At 43.8% G+C, this 22,916-nt stretch carries 28 protein-coding genes; 5 read left to right on the top strand and 23 right to left on the bottom strand.

Features of this window, described 5'->3' with window-relative positions; genetic code table 11:
- Window positions 1-2: 2 nt before the first annotated feature.
- Window positions 3-170, bottom strand: coding sequence for a hypothetical protein (locus CVD19_RS24545; RefSeq protein WP_180953507.1), 168 nt, complete (start codon window positions 168-170; stop codon window positions 3-5).
- A 227-nt stretch (window positions 171-397) separates the two neighbouring features.
- Window positions 398-577: a DUF2639 domain-containing protein gene (locus CVD19_RS04245; RefSeq protein WP_180953513.1), complete on the bottom strand. Its 180-nt coding sequence runs from the start codon at window positions 575-577 to the stop codon at window positions 398-400.
- 176 nt (window positions 578-753) lie between these two features.
- Here CVD19_RS04245 and CVD19_RS04250 point away from each other — a divergent pair, with 176 nt between their 5' ends.
- Window positions 754-2,118, top strand: coding sequence for an MATE family efflux transporter (locus CVD19_RS04250; RefSeq protein WP_101580629.1), 1,365 nt, complete (start codon window positions 754-756; stop codon window positions 2,116-2,118).
- Window positions 2,119-2,249: 131 nt separating this feature from the next.
- On the opposite strand, the gene CVD19_RS04255 is transcribed toward CVD19_RS04250, so the two are convergent.
- Window positions 2,250-3,029 carry an SDR family oxidoreductase gene (locus CVD19_RS04255; RefSeq protein ID WP_101580630.1) on the bottom strand — a complete coding sequence of 260 codons (780 nt, stop codon included), beginning with the start codon at window positions 3,027-3,029 and terminating at the stop codon, window positions 2,250-2,252.
- 267 nt (window positions 3,030-3,296) lie between these two features.
- On the opposite strand from CVD19_RS04255, the gene CVD19_RS04260 reads away from it, so the two are divergent.
- Window positions 3,297-3,782: an Hsp20/alpha crystallin family protein gene (locus CVD19_RS04260; protein WP_101580631.1), complete on the top strand. Its 486-nt coding sequence runs from the start codon at window positions 3,297-3,299 to the stop codon at window positions 3,780-3,782.
- A 59-nt stretch (window positions 3,783-3,841) separates the two neighbouring features.
- On the opposite strand, the gene CVD19_RS04265 is transcribed toward CVD19_RS04260, so the two are convergent.
- From CVD19_RS04265 to CVD19_RS04275, 3 genes are all read right to left on the bottom strand, one after another.
- A complete protein-coding gene (locus tag CVD19_RS04265; protein WP_101580632.1) occupies window positions 3,842-4,555 on the bottom strand; it encodes a CAP domain-containing protein in 714 nt (237 codons plus the stop codon).
- A 424-nt stretch (window positions 4,556-4,979) separates the two neighbouring features.
- The gene (locus CVD19_RS04270) at window positions 4,980-5,270 is read right to left on the bottom strand and encodes a hypothetical protein (protein ID WP_101580633.1); all 291 of its coding nucleotides are present in this window, start codon (window positions 5,268-5,270) and stop codon (window positions 4,980-4,982) included.
- 161 nt (window positions 5,271-5,431) lie between these two features.
- The gene (locus tag CVD19_RS04275; protein WP_257985022.1) at window positions 5,432-5,743 is read right to left on the bottom strand and encodes a hypothetical protein; all 312 of its coding nucleotides are present in this window, start codon (window positions 5,741-5,743) and stop codon (window positions 5,432-5,434) included.
- Between the two features lie 82 nt (window positions 5,744-5,825).
- Between CVD19_RS04275 and CVD19_RS04280 the strand changes: the two genes are divergently transcribed.
- Window positions 5,826-6,062: a DNA alkylation repair protein gene (locus CVD19_RS04280; RefSeq protein ID WP_101580635.1), complete on the top strand. Its 237-nt coding sequence runs from the start codon at window positions 5,826-5,828 to the stop codon at window positions 6,060-6,062.
- Window positions 6,063-6,138: 76 nt separating this feature from the next.
- On the opposite strand, the gene CVD19_RS04285 is transcribed toward CVD19_RS04280, so the two are convergent.
- The 7 genes from CVD19_RS04285 to deoD form a co-directional block, all read right to left on the bottom strand.
- Window positions 6,139-6,975 carry a hypothetical protein gene (locus CVD19_RS04285; protein ID WP_101580636.1) on the bottom strand — a complete coding sequence of 279 codons (837 nt, stop codon included), beginning with the start codon at window positions 6,973-6,975 and terminating at the stop codon, window positions 6,139-6,141.
- Between the two features lie 96 nt (window positions 6,976-7,071).
- The gene (locus CVD19_RS04290) at window positions 7,072-7,251 is read right to left on the bottom strand and encodes a hypothetical protein (protein ID WP_101580637.1); all 180 of its coding nucleotides are present in this window, start codon (window positions 7,249-7,251) and stop codon (window positions 7,072-7,074) included.
- Window positions 7,252-7,407: 156 nt separating this feature from the next.
- Window positions 7,408-7,800 (bottom strand): hypothetical protein, encoded by a 393-nt coding sequence (locus CVD19_RS04295; protein ID WP_101580638.1) that lies wholly within the window; start codon window positions 7,798-7,800, stop codon window positions 7,408-7,410.
- Between the two features lie 161 nt (window positions 7,801-7,961).
- Window positions 7,962-9,410: a S41 family peptidase gene (locus CVD19_RS04300; protein ID WP_441296224.1), complete on the bottom strand. Its 1,449-nt coding sequence runs from the start codon at window positions 9,408-9,410 to the stop codon at window positions 7,962-7,964.
- Window positions 9,411-9,655: 245 nt separating this feature from the next.
- Window positions 9,656-10,165, bottom strand: coding sequence for a GNAT family N-acetyltransferase (locus tag CVD19_RS04305; protein WP_180953508.1), 510 nt, complete (start codon window positions 10,163-10,165; stop codon window positions 9,656-9,658).
- Between the two features lie 861 nt (window positions 10,166-11,026).
- Window positions 11,027-11,893, bottom strand: coding sequence for a M15 family metallopeptidase (locus CVD19_RS04310; RefSeq protein ID WP_101580702.1), 867 nt, complete (start codon window positions 11,891-11,893; stop codon window positions 11,027-11,029).
- 165 nt (window positions 11,894-12,058) lie between these two features.
- Window positions 12,059-12,763 carry a purine-nucleoside phosphorylase gene (deoD, locus tag CVD19_RS04315; protein ID WP_101580640.1) on the bottom strand — a complete coding sequence of 235 codons (705 nt, stop codon included), beginning with the start codon at window positions 12,761-12,763 and terminating at the stop codon, window positions 12,059-12,061.
- A 171-nt stretch (window positions 12,764-12,934) separates the two neighbouring features.
- Between deoD and CVD19_RS25820 the strand changes: the two genes are divergently transcribed.
- Window positions 12,935-13,078 (top strand): hypothetical protein, encoded by a 144-nt coding sequence (locus CVD19_RS25820; protein WP_374702867.1) that lies wholly within the window; start codon window positions 12,935-12,937, stop codon window positions 13,076-13,078.
- 35 nt (window positions 13,079-13,113) lie between these two features.
- Here the strand turns inward: CVD19_RS25820 and CVD19_RS04320 are convergent, their stop codons facing one another.
- Together CVD19_RS04320 and CVD19_RS04325 are read right to left on the bottom strand one after the other, a co-directional pair.
- Window positions 13,114-13,884, bottom strand: a complete 771-nt coding sequence (locus CVD19_RS04320) for a sporulation protein (RefSeq protein WP_101580641.1) — start codon at window positions 13,882-13,884, stop codon at window positions 13,114-13,116.
- Between the two features lie 192 nt (window positions 13,885-14,076).
- Window positions 14,077-14,250 carry a YozD family protein gene (locus tag CVD19_RS04325; RefSeq protein WP_101580642.1) on the bottom strand — a complete coding sequence of 58 codons (174 nt, stop codon included), beginning with the start codon at window positions 14,248-14,250 and terminating at the stop codon, window positions 14,077-14,079.
- Window positions 14,251-14,418: 168 nt separating this feature from the next.
- Here CVD19_RS04325 and CVD19_RS24550 point away from each other — a divergent pair, with 168 nt between their 5' ends.
- Entirely contained in the window at window positions 14,419-14,583 is a 165-nt protein-coding gene (locus CVD19_RS24550; RefSeq protein ID WP_180953509.1) for a hypothetical protein, read from the top strand.
- 1 nt (window position 14,584) lies between these two features.
- On the opposite strand, the gene CVD19_RS04330 is transcribed toward CVD19_RS24550, so the two are convergent.
- The 8 genes from CVD19_RS04330 to gabT all read right to left on the bottom strand — a co-directional run bounded on the left by CVD19_RS04330 (window position 14,585) and on the right by gabT (window position 22,908).
- A complete protein-coding gene (locus CVD19_RS04330) occupies window positions 14,585-15,286 on the bottom strand; it encodes a hypothetical protein (RefSeq protein WP_101580643.1) in 702 nt (233 codons plus the stop codon).
- Between the two features lie 205 nt (window positions 15,287-15,491).
- Window positions 15,492-15,713 carry a YozE family protein gene (locus tag CVD19_RS04335; protein WP_101580703.1) on the bottom strand — a complete coding sequence of 74 codons (222 nt, stop codon included), beginning with the start codon at window positions 15,711-15,713 and terminating at the stop codon, window positions 15,492-15,494.
- 128 nt (window positions 15,714-15,841) lie between these two features.
- Window positions 15,842-16,126, bottom strand: coding sequence for a YokU family protein (locus CVD19_RS04340; protein ID WP_101580644.1), 285 nt, complete (start codon window positions 16,124-16,126; stop codon window positions 15,842-15,844).
- An 11-nt stretch (window positions 16,127-16,137) separates the two neighbouring features.
- Window positions 16,138-17,556, bottom strand: coding sequence for a lysine 2,3-aminomutase (gene ablA / locus CVD19_RS04345; RefSeq protein WP_101580645.1), 1,419 nt, complete (start codon window positions 17,554-17,556; stop codon window positions 16,138-16,140).
- 130 nt (window positions 17,557-17,686) lie between these two features.
- Window positions 17,687-19,072 carry a sigma-54 interaction domain-containing protein gene (locus tag CVD19_RS04350; RefSeq protein WP_101580646.1) on the bottom strand — a complete coding sequence of 462 codons (1,386 nt, stop codon included), beginning with the start codon at window positions 19,070-19,072 and terminating at the stop codon, window positions 17,687-17,689.
- A gap of 99 nt (window positions 19,073-19,171) precedes the next feature.
- A complete protein-coding gene (gene ablB, locus CVD19_RS04355; protein WP_101580647.1) occupies window positions 19,172-20,035 on the bottom strand; it encodes a putative beta-lysine N-acetyltransferase in 864 nt (287 codons plus the stop codon).
- Between the two features lie 99 nt (window positions 20,036-20,134).
- Complete coding sequence (locus CVD19_RS04360) at window positions 20,135-21,556, bottom strand: aldehyde dehydrogenase family protein (RefSeq protein WP_257985023.1); 1,422 nt, start codon at window positions 21,554-21,556, stop codon at window positions 20,135-20,137.
- A gap of 11 nt (window positions 21,557-21,567) precedes the next feature.
- On the bottom strand, window positions 21,568-22,908 hold the full coding sequence (gene gabT, locus CVD19_RS04365; RefSeq protein WP_101580648.1) for a 4-aminobutyrate--2-oxoglutarate transaminase: 1,341 nt from the start codon (window positions 22,906-22,908) through the stop codon (window positions 21,568-21,570).
- Between the last annotated feature and the right edge of the window lie 8 nt (window positions 22,909-22,916).

A 22,916-nucleotide genomic window follows, 5' to 3' on the forward strand; every position in this document is an offset into this window, starting at 1 on the left:
CTTTAACTGATGAACGTTCCAGAATTCGAATCAGGTGGTGTTTCGTTTCGGACAGCTTCATTTAAAAAATGTTCAAGCTCTGCATCTGTCAGGGTTTCAAATCGGCCATCCTCGAAGTACACCTGAGTCTGATTCGGATTGATCCGGTTTAGATTAAATCCTGATCCCATTATTATCACCCCTTCAATCATTATAAAGCAATAAGAAAACGCATTCAAAAAACAGGGATCGTTCAAGAAGTTTTAGTAATATTTAAATAATTCATCTTCATTTAGTTTTTTATGTATTTTTAACTTGTGCACGTTCATTTATTCAATTGCCATAGTATAAATTATGATATGATGTAAAAACCCGGATTTATAACGGATTGACAAGTTTACATAATATATTTATGGTTTTATATATTTTCTTTTCTCGTGTTATTAACCACGTGTTTAAGATAAAGCTGTCTCACTACAAAAGTTTTATAAAGTTCCAGTTTCTTTTTTTCAACCGGGTGGAAGGCTATTCCTGCTTTTTTTAACTCCTTTATATACCATCCTTTTGAACCAAAATACGCCACCTTCTTTTCCCCCATCCTGTTTAGCCTGTTCCTATAATATTCAGGCGGTATGGGAAAAATGACTTGCATTAAACCAAACCTGTTACAGGCGGTAGTAGTGCCTTCTAGTGCCGAGAGGAATTAAATGATTATCCTTTGTATGCTATAATTCATTTCGGTGCGCGAAAAAGATTAGAAAACGAGGGCTTCCTATGAGACAGACTTTTTCCAGACGTGAAAAACTTAAACAGTTATTCCATATCCTAATACCTATATTAATCACCCAGCTGTCAATGTACGCAATGAATTTTTTTGACACCATGATGTCGGGCCATTATAGCTCTTCAGATCTTGCTGGTGTCGCTATCGGCTCCTCATTATGGGTACCAGTGTTTACAGGATTGAGCGGCATCCTTTTATCCATCACTCCAATTATTGCCCAGCTTGTTGGGGCGAAAAAGCACGACGAAGTAGCATTTGCAGTTGTTCAGGGGGTTTACCTTGCAGTATTTATCTCGATTGCAGTATTACTGGCCGGGACGGTGGTTATACAGCCGATCCTTGGCCAAATGGATTTGGATCCGAATGTCAGGGCTGTCGCCTATGATTTTTTAGTTGGACTCAGCACAGGGATTGTTCCCCTATTTGTCTACAATGTGCTGCGATCCTTTATGGACGCTCTTGGGAAGACAAGAGTGTCCATGATAATTACACTGCTGTCTTTGCCCATTAATGTGCTGTTTAATTATTTACTTATTTACGGGAAATTTGGGATGCCTGAGCTTGGCGGTGCCGGGTCAGGCTATGCATCGGCGATAACATACTGGCTTATAGCATTGATTGCTGCTTTTATCATACAAAGCCAGCGTCCATTTTCCAATTATGGGGTGTTTAAGAGGCTTTATCGAATATCGATAGCGAAGTGGAAAGAAATCATGAAGATTGGAGTCCCAATCGGATTCTCCATATTCTTTGAAACCAGCATTTTCGCAGCCGTGACCCTGTTCATGAGCGGCTACAATACTGTAACAATTGCTTCCCATCAGGCAGCCATGAATTTTTCATCATTCCTTTATATGGTTCCTTTAAGTATTTCAATGGCGCTGACGATTGTTGTCGGCTTTGAAGTGGGTGCCAGGCGCTATAGGGATGCACGCGAATACAGTTGGTTGGGCGTCTCATTCGCCGTATTCATGTCAGGAATATGCGGAGTCATTCTGTTTATGTTAAGAACGGAGATTGCCTCCATATATAGTAACGAAACACAGGTCATTGAGCTAACAGCACAGTTCCTTCTTTATGCATTCTTTTTTCAGCTCTCTGATGCTGTACAGGCCCCGATCCAGGGGGCTCTAAGAGGCTATAAAGACGTTAATATTACGTTTATAATGTCGCTAGTTTCATACTGGGTCATTGGGCTGCCGCTTGGCTATTATCTTGCCAATTTTACCGGACTGAATGCATTTGGCTACTGGATTGGTTTGATAGCAGGCCTCGCTGCAGGCGCCATTTGCCTGTCAACCAGGCTAGTATATATCCAAAAGAAAAAATTCAGGCCGGGACATGCAAGCACATAAATTCAAAACAATAGCACGCGTTCTTGCGTGCTATTGTCCTTGCCGATTTTCAAAAGGGTGAACCCGTCATTTTTGCACTCAGATCAGGTTTGATTCGAACAACCCCTCAAGTTTACGGAAAATAATAAAAGCTATTCCCCGGATTTATAGATCTTGCCCAGAACATCTTTCCCGCCCGTTACCGGTATGATGCTTCCAGTTATAAAACTCGATTTCTCTTCAGCGAGAAAACATATCACCCTCGCGATATCCTCGCCTGTTCCCGGTCTACCTGCCGGAGTTGAGGGATCGGTCTCCCCCATCGCGTCCTGAATGGTCTTTTCCTTCCAGCCACCAGTAATATCGCCAGGACACACCATATTTGCTGTTATTCCATTGCCGCCTTCTTCCAGAGCTATGGTTTTGGTCAAAGAAGCCAACCCGGTTTTTGCTGATGCAAAAGCAGACCGGTATATCCATCCAGGAGCCGTCTCTACCCTGTCAAAACCAATCGTGATGATTCGTCCCCATTTCTGCTCCCTCATACGAGGAATCAGCAGACTTGAAAGGTAAAAGACTGCATTTAAATTTCCATTGATAAGATAATCCCATTCCTCAACCGTATAATCGGCCATTTTCTTCCGTTCCTTTATGTAAGGCCCTGCATTATGTACGAGAATATCGACTGATGAGAAAAAACTCAACGCTGCTGAGACAATTTTTCGGCAGTCTTCATAACGGGTAATATCACCTTGGACAGCGTAATTTTCTGTTCCAAATTGCTCCGTTAACTGCTTCGTCAACACATTGGCATCATCGCCGCTGTTCCGGTAATTAATGATCACATTAATGCCCTGCTGTGCAAGCTGAAATGCAGTCCGTTTCCCTATTCCCGTTGCGCCGCCTGTTATTAACGCTGTCTTGTTTGCCAATTTTGATTACCCCGCTATTTTCACGTTCTTCTTATATAGTAAAAAGAACATGGTAGATATGCAAATTTTTAGGTCGTCATTCCTTTACCGTTATGGCCTTCCCTATAAATTTCCCTTAACGGCTGGCTTTTTATTTGCATACAATGTAAAGAAATTTTTCATTTTGGTAAGGTGTTTTCTTTGGCGTCAGTAAAAACCTCCGAGCGGAAGCCTCGTTAATAAACGGTTATACCTTGATGACCAGAGAGAATAGAAAGGAGTTTTCCCATGTTCCCCTGGAACTTTTTCCCTTTCGATCAGAATATGAAATCAACATTCCAAAATATGAAGCCTGATGAGATAGAAAAATATATACAGGACGTCATGGGGAAAGTTTTTCCTTCGCACATTCTGAAAATGGGAAACCCGCAGGATTGGTTTAAGGATTACAGCCCGCTTGAAAATGAAGCCGAGCCCGAACATACTGTAAGGCTAGAAGCTTCCATATTCGAAACGCATGATTATGTCTATATAAGGGTTCCCGTTAAGGAGAAAGATTGGCTGCGGCAAATGAAAATCCATTATACCCCCAACCAGATGACCATTGAACATATCCCAGCGATGGAAGATAAGCAGGTTTTTATTTTCCCGGCCGCAGTCAAGAAAAAAGGCGGATCAGCTCACTACAAAGAAGGGATATTGGAAGTCAAAATCCCCAAAAGCGTCCACATGGAATGCTCCGAAATAGATGTTACGGATATAGTGCAGGAATAGGCGGAGTGCTAAGGATGGAAAAAAAGAACAGCCGGTAGGCTGTTCTGCAAAGTTACATATTATTTACCAATGAACATTTGTGTCCAGTAGTTTCCCTGCGCAACATGTCCAACGCCGATATGTGTATAGCTGGAATTCAGAATGTTTTTGCGGTGGCCATCACTATTCATCCATGCATTGACAACCTCTTCTGGAGAGCGTTGCCCCTTGGCGATATTCTCACCAGCTGCACGGTATGTGATGCCAAACTTTTTCATCATATCAAAAGGTGATCCATAAGTCGGGCTTGTATGGGAAAAATAACCTTTTCGTTGCATATCAAGAGATTTTTCTTTTGCGACTTTACTTAGCTGAGCATCAAGCTTAAGGGCTGGAAGGCCATGCTTTGCACGCTGTTCGTTTGTCAATTGGACAACCTTTTGTTCATACGCGCTTACCTGTTGGCTTGCAGCAGGAGCACTTTGGGCTGGCTGTTTGACTGGTGCCGGTGCTGGTTTTTGTGCCTGGGCCGGCTGCTGAACTTTTCCTGGTTGTTGCTGGGCAGGTGTTTGTTGCGGTGCTGCTTTCTGTTGTCCCCAAACTAGCTGAGGATTTTGAAAATACTTTTGCATGATACTATTAAATTGTTCATAGGTTACTGTTCCAGTATGATAGTAATATTCTTTTTGTGCATTTGCAGGGGCATTGCCTGCTGCAGCTGCCTTTTCTGCTACAGGATTGGCTGCAAGGATTGCTGCAGCTGCTGCAACTGTATATAAGAATTTTTTCTTCATTCTGCATTTCCTCCCTTAATTAGGTGTATGAAGTCTACCCAACTATAATAGCATGCTATTTTTGTAATATTTAAGGAAGGAAAAGGAATACGATCGAAAAAAGTAATGACAGTAATCACTGTTTTGTATGCCTAGTCTTGGTTGGCATGCTGCTGAAGCTTGGCATCATGACGTTTGAAGTCGAAATTTGGGCATAATAAAATATTTTTATAGAAAAGAGACCTTCTGGAAGTTCTAATCACGCTTACCTTAAACTGCTAATAATGAGGGATTGACAGCCTTCCAGAATCACGGTGGATTTTACATTTATTACGTTGTTATGACATTTTTAAAGAAATCCTGAAGGTCGAAATTTTTGCCGGAAAATAAAAAACTTGCCAGGAAAACTTTCCTGCCAAGTGAACATTTTTCTATGTATAATTGCTTATTTGATACCGGCTACAGGTTGTTTATTTTGACAAATATCTTTTAATTCCTCACAGATCAATTCCATCTCCCAGGGACTGTCCGATTGGATTATCAAATAGGGACCGTTTAAAGTAATTTGAAATTCAGAATCGTATTCACCGCCGGTAAAAATAATCCGGTTGCCATCGAGTATGCTTGTCCTCTGTATTTCATCCACCCAGCAACCGTGTACCAATCTTGAAAAGATTGTTTCAATCGAAGCATTGTTGTCAACAACGGATAATTTAAAACAGGTGTACTCTGACATCGGAAACCCTCCTTTTTTTTGGAAAAACAATTCCTATCATACTCATTTTAGCGGAATGTGCATTCCCCTTCAACCCAATACCTGTCATTATTCTACTGTTATCACTTTTCTTCGTGGTTATTTGTGGTGATTCTGGCACCGAGTATCAATCCCACATTCTGCTAATCTTCATGGTAATTACCTGCTAATTCAATATGCAATCCAATAAGCTCCAGTTTATCGTGATCTGCCAAGCATGATTCCATGATCCTTTTGGTTGCCCAATAATATTTTTCAAATAGCGGCCGTCTGACACGAGGATGGGAATTTTCGTCCTTTAGTTCTCTGAGTATGGCTTGTTTCAAAGTGTCCTCAGCATTGCATTCAACAGCGAGACTGCGATTGTTCCAGATTTTCCTGTATTCCGCTATTAAATGGGTGTAATCAACCATGTATTCCATCCCCCTTATTGAACCTGTAACGGCGACCCTCATTTTGCTTATCCTAATTGTTACATATTTCATCCCCTCTCTGCAAAAAATAGTGAGAAATGCAGAATGAAGGAGATGAATGAGAATGACAAGATACAGATGCCCGAGCTGCAAAACAAACCGGAGCCGATTTAACCTGATTCGACAGGTTCCACAGCCGGTACGACTGGACCCTCAAACCGGTGACATCATTCATGAATATACAAGTGGTGAGGTTGATCCCTTTCACAGGCCTTATACGGGTCCAGAATTAAAGGTTCAATGCGGAATTTGTGGTACCATTGGCGACGAACTGACTTTCATAAAATTTGGAAACTCTTAAACAGCACATAAAAGAAGGGGGAAGCGGGAAAAGTGGTTCCGGCACCGGTTGGCTTAAAAAAATAGCTTGAGAATGCTCAAGCTTTTTTTTCTTGCTTTTTGGACAGGACTGCTTCTTCGAAAAACTTGACCGAGTTTACTTGCCACTGTTCAGCAGGTGAAAATCTGATGAGCATGAGCTCACCTTCAAAATTCGCCCGGCCCGTCCCTTTGAGCTGCATATTTACTTCAACAGGTACGTTTAGGACGAGACTTGCGCCCGCATCCTCGAATGATGAAGGATCCAACTTTCCCGGGCGAATATTTTCGACCAGCGGAAGTGCTTTTTTCCAGTTCAATTGTTGTGCGGAAATCAGAGAAACAATGTGCGGATCCTGTTGCTTAATCCCTGCAAAATAAGCATCGACCAATTCAGAAACATCGGCCTCCTCCAAAAATTTCTCCAGTTTGCCGGCAGACTTTAGGATCATTAGTTGATGGGACAAATCCATTTTACTGGAGCGGTGTGTAGTACTTCCGTAAAAGTGGATGCAGAAATGTCCCGGAAAATTATTTTTCAATGCACCGGCACCATGAGGCATTCCATGCATAGATGCGGCGATTGCAAAATTCTTTGACCTGACAATGATCGCTCTCCTTTTCCAGCTCCATTTTCCATTGTAAATCCGCTTCATGATTTTCGTATCTTTTGCGGTAACTGGCTGCACATCCGCATGGCGGCCTCCTGCTCTTCGCTGGACACGGAATTTAGCTCCTGTTTCAAAATCTTCCACGGTAAATGTACTGTATCTTGGAAGCAGCGAGTTCACTTCATTCCAGGAAAGCATCTCTATTTCCCTTGTTTTTGCTTCAATTCCTGCAGCGTTGCACATAAGCAGAAAGCATGCGATAAAAGCAATCGAAGGAGATTTCATTTTGCATCAACTCGTTTTCATAAAACTTGTCTTTGCAAAGTTTATCCTGTTTGATGCCTGTATATGCAAAAACCGTGCCAGAGAAGCACGGTTCATTCAATCATTTTTATGATTTTTTACATATTCCTTTGCTTTGTCTATGGCGATAGGGATTGCCTTGCCGTCCTCGTATTTCTCATCCTCCACAAGGGCATTGGCAATTTCAATGGCTTTGTTCCTGACTTTCGGATCGAGATTTTTCATTGACACAGGGTAATCATCTTGTGTCCACGGCATAAAAGATCATCCTTTCCATATAATCTCTTATACCTTACCCTGTTTCGCCATAAAAAAACAATTGAAGAAGCCTGGCCAGCGGCACCGTATTGCCCCGTCAGATAAATGTCGCCACAATATTAAATTCGGGTTTGTTTATTGTTTCTTCATACTGTATCACTGTTTCTTTTCTATTTCTTTATACATTTCATCTGCCATATTCGCAATTTTGGCGCAAATCACATCCACACTGTCCATAGTCAGGTACCCTGTTTTCTGGAACAATTCCTCCTTGCACTTCCAGATGGGTATATAGGCATGCGGATAGTATTCTTCACAGTCTTCGATCCCGATGTCGATATATGATTCATACCCTGCTGTAAAAACCTGATGTGCAGGTGCTGTCCTTCCTTTTATCGTCCTAGCCATTTCAATCACTGGTTCCTGTCCAAGCGATTTGAATTTTAAAGAATATATCTTCCGCGCATTTTCGCAAAGACGTTCACAATCAGTTTCCAATCGTACAATTTTTTCCTTCAGGCTGGTATCCAATTTTGTAAATTGCCTCAAGGTATCACTCCTCAAATAGCTTTTTACTTTAAGTCCCATTGACACATTTTAGCTGATTGCGGGTCTCGACACAAACCATTTGGCTGTCGGCCAAAATACAATGCATAGCGGATACTCGCTGCCCAAACAAAAAACTCCCCAAAGTGGAGAGTTTTTCGGCTTCATTTGTTTAGCTGTTCTTTTAGTACTTCTACAGCCTTCTGGATTTGCGGGTCATTTTTTTCTATCTGTTCACGCAGGCGTGTCATCAGTTGGATCGTTGAAGCTCCTTTCAGCGTACCTGTTTGCTCCAGATTTTCGGTTTTTTGGAAAGCCATTACTGCCTGTGCAGTTTTTTCATCGAAGAAGCCGTCTTCCCTTCCAGGATCGTATCCGAGTGCCTTGAGCATTTTCTGTGCAGCTTTAACCTGTTCTGAGGCAGAAGATACTTTCAGTTCAGTTTCCGGGTCAATAAACGGCAATGCAGCATATTCAGGCAAAGCTACCTCATAATCCGGTTTGATCCCCTTTTTATGAATCCAGTTCCCTTTCGGTGTAAGCCATTTTTCCGTTGTGAACTTCATGTTCGAACCGTCTTCAAAATCCTGGGCATGCTGGACAGTTCCCTTACCAAAGCTGGTTTCGCCGACTAACGGCACTCCTGCCGACTCTTTCACGGCAGCGGCCAGTATTTCGGAGGCACTTGCGCTTCCCTTGTCAATCACCACTACGAGAGGCACATCCGGATTTCCATTGCTCTTTGATGGATATTCTTCCTTGTTCCCATGGCGGTCTTCCACAGTAAACAAGATCTCGCCCTTAGGGACGAACAGGCTGGAGATGCTTACTGCCTGTTCCAACAGTCCACCCGGGTTCTGCCTTACATCCAGAACCAAGCCTTGCATACCCTTTTTCTGTAAATCGTTCAGGATGGCTACCAGTTCCTTTGTAGTGTTTTGGGAAAAGTTTGTGATCTGAACCTTGGCAATTTTGTCTTCAATCATTTCCCCATACACAGTCTCAATTGGAATGGTATCACGTACAATAGGCACCTTCACAGGTTCATTGATGCCAGGCCGGGAAATCGATAATTCGACCTTTGTGCCTTTTTTGCCACGTATGAACATAACTGCCTCTGAAGAACTCATGCCCTGCAGGCTTTTTCCATCAACTTCCAGAACTTTATCTTCGGGCTTTAAACCGGCTTTTTCAGCAGGGGAGCCTTTAAGCGGGGTCACGATGACGATATGTCCATCCTTTTCCTGGATTTCGGCCCCAATTCCTTCAAATGATGACTCGATGCTTTGGTGAAAGCTTTTTGCATCTTCTTGATTCATATAGTCGGAGTATGGATCATCAAGGGACTCAAGCATTCCGTTGATTGCCCCGTTAATCACTTTATCTTCATCAATTTCCGTGTAGTAATTATTTTTAAGCACATCATATGCCTCATACAGCTTTGTAAATTCATCCCTCTGCCCGATGACTTTTACCGCTGGTTCATCATCACCAAACGCAAGGGCAAAAGTTGTGATCCCTGCAGTTATAAAAACGATAAAAAACAACAGCATCGCAAAATGGAATTTCTTTATTCGAAGAAAATTGTTTTGTTTCGGCTCATTGCTCTCTATCTGTTCCGGGTTGCCTTGATTTGCTGCAATTTCGTCAGTTCTCTTGTCTTGGTCCAACCGTTTTCACCACTTTCGTTATGCCAGTCGCAATTCTATTAATCTATTAGTTTGATGAACAATGCCCGTTATTTGCATAGCTCGGCGATTGTTTTTTTAAAATCCTTGATGATTAGAATAACATTTTCAGGCCTAAATTGACAGGAAAATAATCAGGCGCAGTCAGGAACAAAAACTTTCCTTGGGATTTAGATTTCTTTTTGAAAAATGTGTGCATCGTGAAGTTGACCATTGAATGGCAAAAGGTTTTTAACTGTTTCAGTCAAAGTAAAATGTCTTTTGACCAGTACCCGGGCTGACGCCATATTTGAAGCAATAGTTTGTGCGGTCAAAATTTTAATGCCGAGCTGGGTGGCCGCATGATGTTCTATCAGTTCTACCGAACGTTCCGCATAACCTTTGCCAGTATGGCTCTCGCCAATCCGGTATCCGATTTCTGCACTTAAATGGTCCCTGTTTATATTGAAAATGTTGATTCTCCCAACGAGATCATCACTTTCGTTCCTGACCAGGTATAGATAGTATTCATCCTGATTCCTCAAGCTGTACATCAGTTCAATTGATCTTGCGATTCCCTCGACTGAATAATAAGACGAATCCCGCGCAGGGATGTAATTTTCAAAGAACCCCTTATTTGCCAGTTCAAATTCCAATAACTGTGAACAATCATCCATGCTGATTTCTTTTATGTAGACCATGGTTTCTCCCCGCTTTCGTGCTTTCCTCTTGTTAATCATCTCTTCATTGTGCAGTTATTAAATTATACAGAAATGCGGCCGGCAAAAACAGCTGTTATTAATAAAAACCGGGCAAAAACCGCCCGGTTCTTTTTGTTCACAGAACATGCAAATTTTGCACTGTTTCCTATGTACTCCTTTATAAATACTCAAGGTATATTTTTTTTTGCCACATTTGTCGCATAAAAACATTGCCGGTGTCATTGCCTCCCCGTCGGACAATCCTAGGATACCGATTCCACCCACTACTACCTGTTTGTGTCACGTAGAACCCGGCTAGTTGGCCAAACCAGCCTGCCGCTAACTGTTTGCGTCACCTAGAATCCGGCTAGGTGACCGAACTAGCTCGCCGATAACTGTTTGCGTCACCTGGAATCCGGCTAGGTGACCGAACCAGCTCGCCGATAACTGTTTGCGTAACCTAGAATCCGGATAGGTTACCGAACTAGCTCGGCGATACCTGTTTGCGTCACCTAGAATCCGGATAGGTTACCGAACTAGCTCGCCGATAACTGTTTGCGTCACCTGGAATCCGGATAGGTTACCGAACCAGCTCGCCGATAACTGTTTGCGTCACCTAGAATCCGGCTAGGTGACCGAATCAGCCTTCCTGGTCAAAATAGCGTTACTTAGGAACGGATTATACCCTGATGGTTTGTCAACGAATAGATGCTAATCATGGATTTCATCGAAAAGATACGTTTTATAATGTTTGGCATGTAAAATAACAATTCCACAGAAACGGGTACTGTGGAATGACGAAAATTTTATACTATCTTATCGTTAAAAAAAGCCCGGCGTACAGTATGCCGGGCTTTTGCGTTAAATTTTCTTCACAGTATCAAAATATTCTTCAAGGGTCCAATTATTTTTATACATTTCGGCAGCCGCTTTCTCGCCAACATACCTAAAATGCCAAGGTTCATACATATATCCAGTTACTTGTTCTTTTCCTTTCGGATAGCGGAGGATAAACCCAAATCTGTGAGCATTTTGCGCAAGCCAGATGCCTTCTTTTGTATCACCGAACTGCTGAGTTAAATTCATTTTGCTGCTGTGGCTTGAAATATCCATGGCAAGGCCTGTCTGGTGCTCACTGTTTCCCGGCAATGCAACAGCCTCAACAGCTTTTTCCTTCCCCTTCCGTTTTACTTCCGCATCAAAAAGCACACTTTGGCGGTTGTAAGAACGGTAGCCGGACACTGCAACAAGTTCAATTCCACTGCTTTTTGCATCGGCAAACATCTTTTCAAGCGCCTGCGCGGCTTCCTTCCTTAGCAGGCTCTTCTCCAGCTTTTGTTCACCAAATGAAAAAGTGACGGCCGGCCGGACTAAATCGGGAGGGATATAGTCGGATGGAAGGCCAAACAGTTTATTAACCATCGACAAAGCATTTTCGGGGTTTTGTATAATATTTTTCCCATCTGTCTGTTTGATCACATTAAAATAGGTTGATTCCAAAGCGGGTTGGCTTCCCTCAACATGTTCATTGGAAATGGCCACATCTGAACCTGACGAGCGTTTTAAACCTTGCTCGTCCTGAATTTCACCGTCTGCTTTTTGATTCTCATTTGTTTCCTGCATCTGGTTGTCCTTTCCAACAAAAGGGATTTTGTCCTTGACGGCATCTAATTTCCCGCAGCCCGTCAATGCAAGCGCAGCTATTATGAGCAGCATTAATTTCTTCATTGTTTTCACCGTTTTTTTCGTCATTTTTCTACAATATATCCATCATATCATGTTTTAAAACCGTTTTGCATGTCCTATTTTACCATAACAAAATAACATGTTTCAGAGGCCTGCTCCTCTATTACATTAATAAAAGCTCTCTCCGCATGGAAAGAGCTTCATTTATTAAATTTGTATTACAGCTTCCAAGGCAACCTCGATCATATCGTTGAAGGTTGTCTGGCGCTCTTCTGCAGTAGTTTCCTCCCCTGTCAAAAGGTGGTCGCTTACCGTGAGGACGGACAACGCTTTCCGGTCAAACTTGGCTGCAAGCGTATAAAGAGCTGCTGTCTCCATTTCAATCGCTAAAATTTGGTGGTTGGCCCACTTCTCGTGCTCTGCGTTATCGTTATAGAACATATCCGCTGTAAACACATTTCCAACCTTTAAATTTAAACCTTTCTCCACGCCTGCGTTGTAAGCCTTTAAGAGCAGATCGAAATTTGCTGTTGGTGCATAATCAACACCGCCAAACGTAATACGGTTCATCTGTGAATCAGTGGAAGCACTCATTGCCAGGATCACGTCCCGTACACGGACGTCCTTTTGCAGGGCACCGCATGTCCCGACCCGTACCAAATTTTGAACATTATAGCTTTGCATTAGTTCGTTTATATAGATAGAAATGGACGGAACTCCCATTCCCGTTCCCTGCACCGAAACTCGCTTGCCTTTATACGTTCCGGTATATCCAAACATATTTCTTACTTCATTATAGCACTGCGCATTTTCCAGGAAAGTTTCAGCTATGTATTTTGCCCTGAGTGGATCGCCAGGAAGCAATACCGTTTCTGCAATCTCATTTTCTTTTGCGCCAATATGTATGCTCATAGTTAAATCCTCCATCCTATTTGATGCCGCTTACGTAAAAACTATACCATATAATGTCCGTGCAGGAAAATGTTGCGTTACTATTCTTTTGGCAAGAGGAAATGCTAAAAATAGCTTGGCCACAAGAGGTACAAACCATCCATTATTTTATAATGACAGGGGGTGGATAACATCGGAAAAAAACACCGTAACCGCATTATTTCACCGAAAAAAAACAACCATATTCCACCTGAAGCAATCATTGCCGAGCATGAAGCACACGCAAAGGAATATTCCGCCAAGAAAAGAAAGAACAGCCCGGGTTCACACCATTAAAAAGCCGATGGAGCAGCAGCTTCATCGGCTTTTATTTAACAGTACCGCTGGATGACGGATTGCAGTTTATGTGCTAACTGAGGAATGTCACCGGAATGTACTTTAAGAGTAACATTAGATTCATCCATTTCCAATGCTTCTGAAAGAAATCCTGCCAGTCCCCTGGCACGGCGGTCAACCTGCAGGACGACCTCTAATTCATTATCATTTACAGGGAAGAAAACAATTTCAAGTTCATCCAGTCTGCCCCGGAATGGGCCTGTTACAGGCACAAATTCGAATTCCTGCACAAATGGCTGGCGGCTGCGCAAGCGGTATGGCGCCTCCTCGCAGTCAGCCTCCCTGAGGCGGAAGCCAAGATCGCCTGCAGAATTCAATACTGCTGCCATGATACGGTTTGGGATTACATTGATAAAGTCTTGATCTGTTGGATCCACCGCATTCTTCACGTCGAGCCCAGTGGAAACCCAGACCTTTGTCCTTCCAATTGAGACCGGCGTGTTGACAGGCAGCCTGAAGGAAAATGGTATTTCTTTCGTTTCAGTCGGATGAATGGTGAATTCATCCGTTACCTTATACCGTCCAATTGTGGCTGTTGCCGTGTATTTTTTGTCATCAGCCTCCTTAATGTATGTAGTGTGCAAGGAAAGATAAAGTTCGTCAACCTTCTGGGCAGTTTTTCCGCCGGTGATATGGACCACTCCCCGTACGTCCTCTCCCGGCATTAAGGTTTCCTTTTCAAGCCTGGTGTCTACCTTTGCCGATCCAATTCCCACACTTGCAAATACTTTATTGAAAAACGACATTCTGATCCTGCCTCCTCTTTAAATTAAAACTTGCCTACAAGGTGAATATACTTCCTGATGTTATACATGTTCATACGAATTTATGCGAATAAGGTTTCATTCTTAAGCAAGTATTTTATGAGTTTTACAGAGGTGACCGATTTTCTGCGTTGCAATTAAAAACGGATCGTGCAATAGATCCGTTTCTACCAATCAGTCTTCTTCCATTTCCTCATCGATAATGCACTTTTCAACCAGATATTCAAATGTGATGTCAGCCATTTCCTCGAGTTCTTCCTCGGTGGGAACGTATCCCCGTTTCAAAAGCTGGTGAAAGAAAAAATCGGCTATTTCGTCGGTATCAATGAAAACTTCAATCTCTTTCAAAGAATCGCCCCCCTTTGTACAAAATGTATGAGCGGACAGCATTTTTCATGCTTCGATCACAGTGAAAACACCATTTCAAGTTCCGCCATTTAAAAATCCTTTGCTTCAGTCATGTTTTTATTGGACAAGCATACTATTAAATATAATTTTCAGAATGGGGGAGATATCATGGAAATATTAAAAACATGGGGAGCGGTGTTCCGGGAAGATGTAAATAAAGAAGACAGCGAAATTATTCGCTATTTTGGCCAGATCACAAACTTTTTATTCAAAATGTTGATGTTGCTGGGTGTTCCGTATATGATTTACCTCTTCAGTGTTGTCATTAAGTAGGTCAGACGTGGCTTTTGCCATCGTTATTAACGATAAGAGCCAGTTTCCTCATGATCACTCTCATCACATGTGCGTATTCATCATCCTGAAAAAGTTTATACAGGATGCGATAGTCATTGTAAATGTCCAGAAGATTATCGATCAACATTTTTTTATTGTTCTTTTTTTTCAGTTCCTGTTTTTCGGCATGCCGATGGGGAGCCTGCTGCGGCTTTTTGTCCAGGTTCACCGGTTTCACCTCTTTATTGACAGTAAACAACAGGCCCAGCTTTTGAATAAATGTTTCTGCACTTTCAGCATCTGCAACCAATGTAAGTTCTTCTTCACCTGCTTCCAGCCATTCACCATCACTGATCCTGGATAGTTCATAAATGACGTCTTCCCAGGCATCTTCCTTGTAACGCCAAATTTCCGTACGGAATCCTACGATTTTAAATAAGTCAGAACCATAGCCTTTAACATGGACAAGGTCTCCGAAAAAATACTTATATTCTATGTCAATATGTTCCTTCTCGAGCAGCTTCCCTTCATATTCAGAGAGCATCTGGAGGCTAGATTCCAGGTACAGTCCCTCACTGTTATTGATTTCATATACATAAAGGCCGTCGAGCCACTTCACATCCGTAACCTTTCCGACCGTTCCATATATTGTGATCACGACTGTATCACCGATTTTATATTTCGGCTTTTTCCGATTCTCCATTTTCTCCTCCCATCCTCTCAATGATTCGTCGTGAATTTATTACCACAGTATATGCTTTTAATCAAAATTCGCCACGATTAAACTGCCCGTCCTCATGCCCCCTACTCCCAGAAAATAATGGAATTCCACAACCCAAAGTATAACCAAACTTTAAAATTTTGTATTTTTTAGAACAGCGATTTACGCAAAAAAAGGATAGATTTCTCTATCCTTCGGAAATTAAATATAAATCCCAGGCTTCATCAAATACAGACATATTATCCAGGTAATGCCCGTTCAGTTCAAGATAAGAACTTAATTCATGGTATTGGGCAGAAGTCTTGGGGAAGGCATGATCCTCATACGCAGCGTTGGCAAACCGGCTTATTTCATCTTTCGGCTCTGGATGCCGGTATTTCATTAAGAAGTGATAAAAGCTTTTTGACATAAACAACCCTTTCCGCCTATTAGTAATTTGCGTCTCGGCAAACATATTTCTATCGTTTACTATAGCGGATAGGTTCATTCACGTCTATTTTGCGTTACTCTTTTAATAACCTGCAGAGGCTTCACTTGTTAAGAAGAAAAGTCAAAATAATTCCGTTTCAACAGGCGGGGCAAGGCCATCAATTCTTCAAACTTAATGGTTTTGTCAATTAACGTAGTATTGACCAGGAATAGCTGGTCCTCGATCTGCTTAACGATTTTTTCTGTCTGGTACGAAATGTGGCAATCCTGGCAAGTTATTGTTGGAGTATGAGTTATTTCAATCGCTCGTGATCCGTCAGGGAGCTCCCAGAATACGCTCTTGCTTCCGTGCATTATTTTTTCACATTCACACCATTCGCATCTGTTTTCCAACCTTAATCCCCCTATTCCTTTGCGGAAAAAGTTTCTCTTTGATCCAGAGATTTTTTCTGCTGGGCCTGGTATTTCTTTTCTTTGAGCTGGTCTCTTTTCTCGCGTTTGTCCTTTAGGGTGCTGTGCCCTGGCTTAGCCTCGTATGTCTGGCGCCGTTCCAATCTCCTCAGCCCCTCAGGAATAAGGTTGAACTGGCTGTCATGCATTAGCGCCGCTATCCCAATGTTGGACCGTTTAGATTCCGCGTCAGGGTAAATCTCTTTAAAATATGCCTCAGCCCGGCCAGGAACATAGTTTTCAGGCTCTGGATAGGAAGTGATTACTCCTTCAAAATTCCTTAGGATTACTTTTTCGGCACTCTGTGAAATCAAGTAATTTGGCTGCAGTGCGATCTTTCCTCCACCACCAGGAGCATCGCAAACGAAGGTCGGCACAGCGTATCCAGAAGTGTGTCCCCGCAATCCTTCAATGATTTCAAGGCCTTTAGAAACTGGTGCCCTGAAATGGCTGATTCCTTCTGAAAGGTCACATTGATAGATGTAATACGGGCGGACCCTGATTTTGACAAGGTCATGCATCAACTTTTTCATGATCGGAACGCTGTCATTGATCCCGGCCAGAATGACTGACTGATTGCCGACCGGGACACCTGCATTTGCGAGCATCTCACAGGCCTGTTTTGATTCTTCTGTAATCTCGATGGATGTATTAAAATGGGTATTTAGCCAGACAGGATGGTATTTCTTCAAAATAGAGCAGAGATTCTCAGTTATCCGCTGCGGGAACACGACAGGAGCCCTCGTTCCGATCCGGATGATTTCCACATGGTCAATGGCTCTCAAGTTCTTCAGGATGTATTCCAGAATATTGTCGTTGATCAACAGGCCGTCCCCCCCGGAAATAAGGACATCCCGTACCTCAGGTGTGTTGGCGATATATTCGATCGCTGCATCGAGCTGTTTTTTCGGAACCCCCATCCCTATCTGCCCGGAAAACCGCCGTCGTGTACAATAACGGCAATACATGGAGCATTGATTGGTCACAAGAAATAAAACCCTGTCCGGATAGCGGTGAGTCAACCCTGGCACAGGTGAATCCTCATCCTCGTACAGCGGATCCTCCAGGTCATATTTCGTCTTGTAAATTTCCTTTGAAATCGGCACTGATTGCATTCTGACTGGGCATCTGGGATCGTCCGGATTCATTAATGAAGCATAATAAGGGGTGATATTCAGCGGGATGGTCTTTGTTGAAATCCTGACACCTTCCTCTTCCTCGGGGGTCAAATTGACAACCTTTTTTAAATCGTCCAGTGTCCGGATTGTATTGGTTAACTGCCACAGCCAATCGTTCCATTGTTCGTCAGTCACATTCTTCCACAATTCTATATCCTTCCAGTGCCGGGCCGGTCTATAAACAAATTGCTTCACACCTATTCCCCCTTAAATCATTTATCTATTCTTGATGCAATTTTTATGCCATTTCATTAAGGCCTTCGCTGTCATGCCTATGGGTAACATCAGGATTGTGCAAATAAAAAAACTGCCGGTTTTTTGGCAGTCACGATTTAAGCTTTTTCATTTTATATTGAAGTGTCTGCCTTGGTATGCCAAGGAGCCCCGCTGCAAGTTGAATGTTTCCCCCTGTGTCTGACAAAGCTTCCATAATCAGCTTCATCTCCACGTTTCTCAGGCTTTCTTTTAACGACAGCGATGCTGGCCTACCGGCTGGCACATGCTTTGAACTTTTGAGCATCACCGGCAAGTCGTTGAAGGTAAGGCAATTCCCTTCGCATACATTCATCATATATTCAATCGTATGTTTTAATTCGCGTACATTACCGGGCCATTCATGCCTGGAAAACAGCTCTTTTACCCGCATGTCGGTACCCGAGATATTTTTTGACAGCATATCGTTGTAATCAGAAATGAACTTTTCTGATAAAAAAACAATATCTTCTTTTCTGTCCCTGAGAGGAAGAAGTTCAAACGTGAGAACATTTAGCCGGTAAAACAAGTCTGCCCTTAGTTTGCCTTGTTCCATCGCCACACTGGGGTGAATATTCATTGCGGAAATGACGCGGACGTCGACAGACAGGCTGTTTGTGCTCCCAACCCTCCTGACTAGGCCGTCCTCAAGCACGCGCAGCAGCTTTGCCTGCAGTTCTATCGGCATCGCATGCAGCTCGTCAAGAAAAAGGGTGCCCCCATTTGCAAGCTCAAATAATCCTGGCCGGTCGACAGCCCCTGTATAGCTCCCCTTCGAGGTGCCAAAGAGGATGCTTTCCAGCAGTGTTTCCGGGATCGCTGCGCAATTCTGGGCAATGAATGGCCCTGCTGCCCGTCCTGAATCATTGTGCATTCCCTGAACGAACAATTCTTTGCCTGTGCCGCTCTCGCCAAATACGAGAATCGGTGAATCAGATTCAGCAAGCCTGCGCGCTTCTGCAATTGTTTTCTTAAAGCCGTGGTGAACCGTTAGTAAGTCAGCAAATGTATAAGCTGTTTGCCTGTTCACATGCCTGCCTGCTTTTCGCTTCATCCCTCTCTGAATATCAACCAGCTTTTCGGCCAGTCCTTTAATCCGGGTATAATCCTTGGCAATTTCGACGGCACCGATAATTTCCCGTTCCACAAAAATAGGCAGGGTAGTGTTCAATGTTTCAATCTTTCTCCCGTGAAGGTTCACAAATGATTGCGACTGGTTATATAAAGGCTTTTTTGTATTAATGACATTCAGTAAAGTGCTTGTTTTCTCATTTAACGAAGGGAATACGTCGAGCAATTTTTTGCCGACTACTTCATCTGTGTCAAGTCCATCATGCCTTGCTGCAACCTCGTTGTAAAAAATGGTAATCCCGTCTGTATTCACAACGTGAATCGCTTCATCAATGCTTTTCAAAATCGCACTCAAAACTTCTTTTGTCATATCAGACATCATGTTCATATTCCCACCCTCTCATGATATCTATATGACAGGATGCCGCTTTTTTGTCATCCTGCTGCCGAAAAATTGGCACTGGCAATATCCTTCACTAAATTACATTTATCCTTTCAAGGCGCTGCTTGCGAGATCCTTCACCCAAACATTCATGTTTTCAAGCTTGTCGTATATAAAACAATTGTTTATAAGCCTTCCCCTGTACGCGTATCCCAATTGAAACAATGCCGCGTTCATCCCAAATGAAAGTGACCGGGCGATAGAATACGCACAATAAATACTGTTTTTCAGTAAATGGTCCTCCAAAAGTGCAAGCAGATGCTTCATCAACCCATGCTTCCGGTGTTCCTTTAATGTGGCACAATCTGTCAGCTCAGCATTTTTGTAAAAATTATTCACCTCAGCCGATGCGGCACTCACGATTTCCCCATTGCAGACGAAACCGTAGTAAATGGTTCCTTGTTCCATCGTTTTTTCGATGTAACCAGCATCGTTAAGTGGCGTTGGGTAGATCTGGAAAACCTGGTTATAAAGAGAGGCAAGCGCTGGAGCATCCCCTCTCTGCAGTTTTACGGGCTGATAATCCTTTGGCGGCATCACAGCCCTGGCAGGCTCCTTCAAATGATATACATTTTTTATGATTTCATCTTCTGTGACCCAATGGAGATTATTTTTCCTTTCAGAGGTGTAAAATTTCGAAAAAAACCACCCGTCTGAGCCAAGAAAATAGCCGTCGACACTGGCTTCAAAACGGAAACCATGTTCCAGTAGCCGGGTAAAATGCTCCCTCCTTGCTTTCACAATCAGCTTCTCTGCTTTTTCAGATACAGCCAATTCTCCAGCCTTTTCCAAAATTTTATCTATGCTTCCCCGGTAATCATCCACCCTTATCCTCCGGTTCCATGGATCATTGTACGCCTCAAGCAAGCAATTTGAATGATTGATTAGAAAAGTTGATCCTTGTTGCATCGCCTTGTCCTCCCCCCGCCCCGGTGATATTTGAAAAAGCCCGGCCCTACAAGGCCAGGCTTCATCTTTAATCATCAACATTCCATATAAAAAAGTTTATTAATCAAGCTTAATGCTTACCAGCTTCAGTTCGGTCATTTCCTCAATGGCGTACTTAATTCCTTCTCTTCCGGTTCCACTCATTTTCACTCCGCCATATGGCATATGGTCAACACGGAAAGTGGGGATATCATTGATCATGACTCCGCCTACATGCAGCTTTTTTGCTGCCCTTAAAGCTTTGTTAAGGTCGTTTGTATAAACCCCTGCCTGAAGCCCGAACTGTGATTTGTTCACTTCTTGCAATGCTTCGTCAAAATCACTGAAACTGTTGATATGGACGACTGGCGCAAAGATTTCTTCACAGGAAACCTTGTCTTCTGGGCTCGCATTCAACAGGATCGTTGGCTTCAGGACAGGCCCCTCTGCTGCTCCCCCGATAATGAGCTCAGCCCCGTTTGCAACGGCGCTGTCAACCCAGGATTTTGCCCGGCTAACGTCACCTGGTGTGATCATCGCTGACACGTCTGTATGTTCATCCAGCGGGTCTCCAATAACCAGCTTTTCCGTTTCTTGCTTCAGGCCGGAAACAAACTGTTCAAACAGGCTTTCATGCACAAAAATCCGCTGCACGGAAATGCAAACCTGGCCCTGGTATGCAAATGCCCCGGCAACAACCCTCGGGATACATTTTGTTAGGTCGGTATCATGGTCAATCACAACCGCTGAATTAGAACCCAGTTCAAGCGTAACCCGTTTCAACCCTGACCGTTCCCGAATATATTTTCCTACAGCTGGGCTGCCCGTAAATGTCACTTTTTTTACCCTGTCGTCGGAAGTAAGCATGTCCCCGATTGTTTTTCCGCTTCCTGTCACCACGTTCAAAGCACCGTCCGGCAGTCCTGCCCTGTGAAAATATTCAGCTATTTTGTAAGCGGAAAGCGGAGTCTGGCTCGCAGGCTTAAGCACGACCGTATTTCCTGCGGCAATGGCTGGGCCCACTTTGTGCGCCACTAGGTTCATAGGGAAATTAAAAGGTGTTATCGCCGCAATGACACCAAGCGGTTCCTTTACAGTATAGGCAACACGCCCTTCACCGCCGGGAGCCGCATCGAGCGGTACTGTTTCCCCATGGATCCTTCTCGCTTCATGGGCAGCGAAGGTGTACGTCATAATCGTTCGCTCCACCTCGGCACGCGCAACTTTTATCGGTTTTGCCGCTTCGGTTGCGATAAGGCGGGCACATGCTTCACGCTCTTCTTTCATAAAGCCGGCGACTCTTTCAAGGATTTCAGCCCTTTTAAAAGCTTCCATTCCTGCCATAATTGGTGCCGCCCTGTGGGCCGCTTCAATCGCCAACAGTACTTCTTCTTCGCCTGCGTCAGCAACTTCCGCAATCGTCTCGCCGCTGTAGGGATTGACAAGAGGGCGGTAATTGCCTGTTTCCATGCTGGTTCCATTTATCCAAAGAGATTGTTTCAACTATATTCCTCCTATTGCTGGTTCTGGCAGCATTGAATGATCACATCTTCAAGAACACCCAGACCTTCGTCAAGCTGGCTGTCAGAAATGACAAGCGGGACGAGCAGGCGGACCACATTGCCGTACAGTCCGGCACTCATGATGACCAGTCCGCGCTGATGAGCGTTTCTCAGTATTTCCTGAACAATCGGCTGGTTGGGCCGTTTACCCGTTTTATCCTGTACAAACTCAATGGCGCACATGGCTCCGAGGGAGCGGATTTGGCCAATCTGCCCAAACCGTGATGACAGTACATCAAAACAGGCCTGGAATGCTTCCCCTATTTTCAATGCCTGTTCAAGCAGCCCATCGTTTTGAATCATTTGAATAACTTCGATCGCGGCTACACAGCCGAGCGGACTTCCGCCATACGTCCCGCCTATTTCGCCGATTCCGGCTGAATCCATGATTTCAGCCCGGCCGGTCACTGCACTGAGCGGCAGCCCCGCAGCAATCGACTTGGACATTGTCATTATATCAGGAACCACCTCAAAATGTTCAACGGCAAACATTTTGCCTGTCCTGCCGAAACCGGTCTGGATTTCATCTGCTATGAATAAAATGCCATGTTGTTCACAAAGCTTTTTAACGCCCTGAACAAAGCCCTTGGAGGGGATGATGAAGCCGCCCTCACCCTGGACAGGCTCCATTATTACAGCCGCTACGTCATCTGGTGAAACCTCGTTCAGGAAGAAAGTTTCAAAACTGCTTAACAGCGCTTCATCAAGTTCCGCCGGATCCAATCCCCCGGACCTGTAATAATCAGGGTAAGGCCACTTGTACGTTTCAGGCGCAAACGGACCGAACCCGTATTTATATGGCCGCACCTTGCTTGTCAGTGACATTGCCATATATGTCCGGCCATGGAATCCCCGCTCAAATGAAATGATTCCTTTCCTCCCTGTGAATTTCCTGGCAATTTTCACTGCATTTTCGACTGCCTCGGCACCGCTGCTCAAGAAAAAAGTCTTTTTTGCGTGGCTCCCCGGAACAAGCCTGTTCAGCGTCTCGGCCAGCTCTATATAGGGTTCATACATCATCACATGGAAGCATGGATGTAAATACGCATGAATTTGCGCCTGCAGCGCTTTGACGACATTCGGCGGACAATGGCCTGCATTCAAGGTACCAATCGCGCCTGCAAAATCAATAAAAGTGTTGCCATCCACATCGGTTAAAAGCGCCCCTTCCCCTTTAGCCGCAAATGTTTTTACCGTATTAAAGGGCCCAGCCGGAACGTTTTTCTCTTTTCTTTCCAGCAACGCCCTCGCTATTGGGCCGGGAATCTCTGTTTTTATGCTAATCTCTCCCATCGGTTCTC

This window comes from Bacillus sp. T33-2 (genome assembly GCF_002860205.1).
Classification (GTDB): Bacteria; Bacillota; Bacilli; order Bacillales; family Cytobacillaceae; genus T33-2.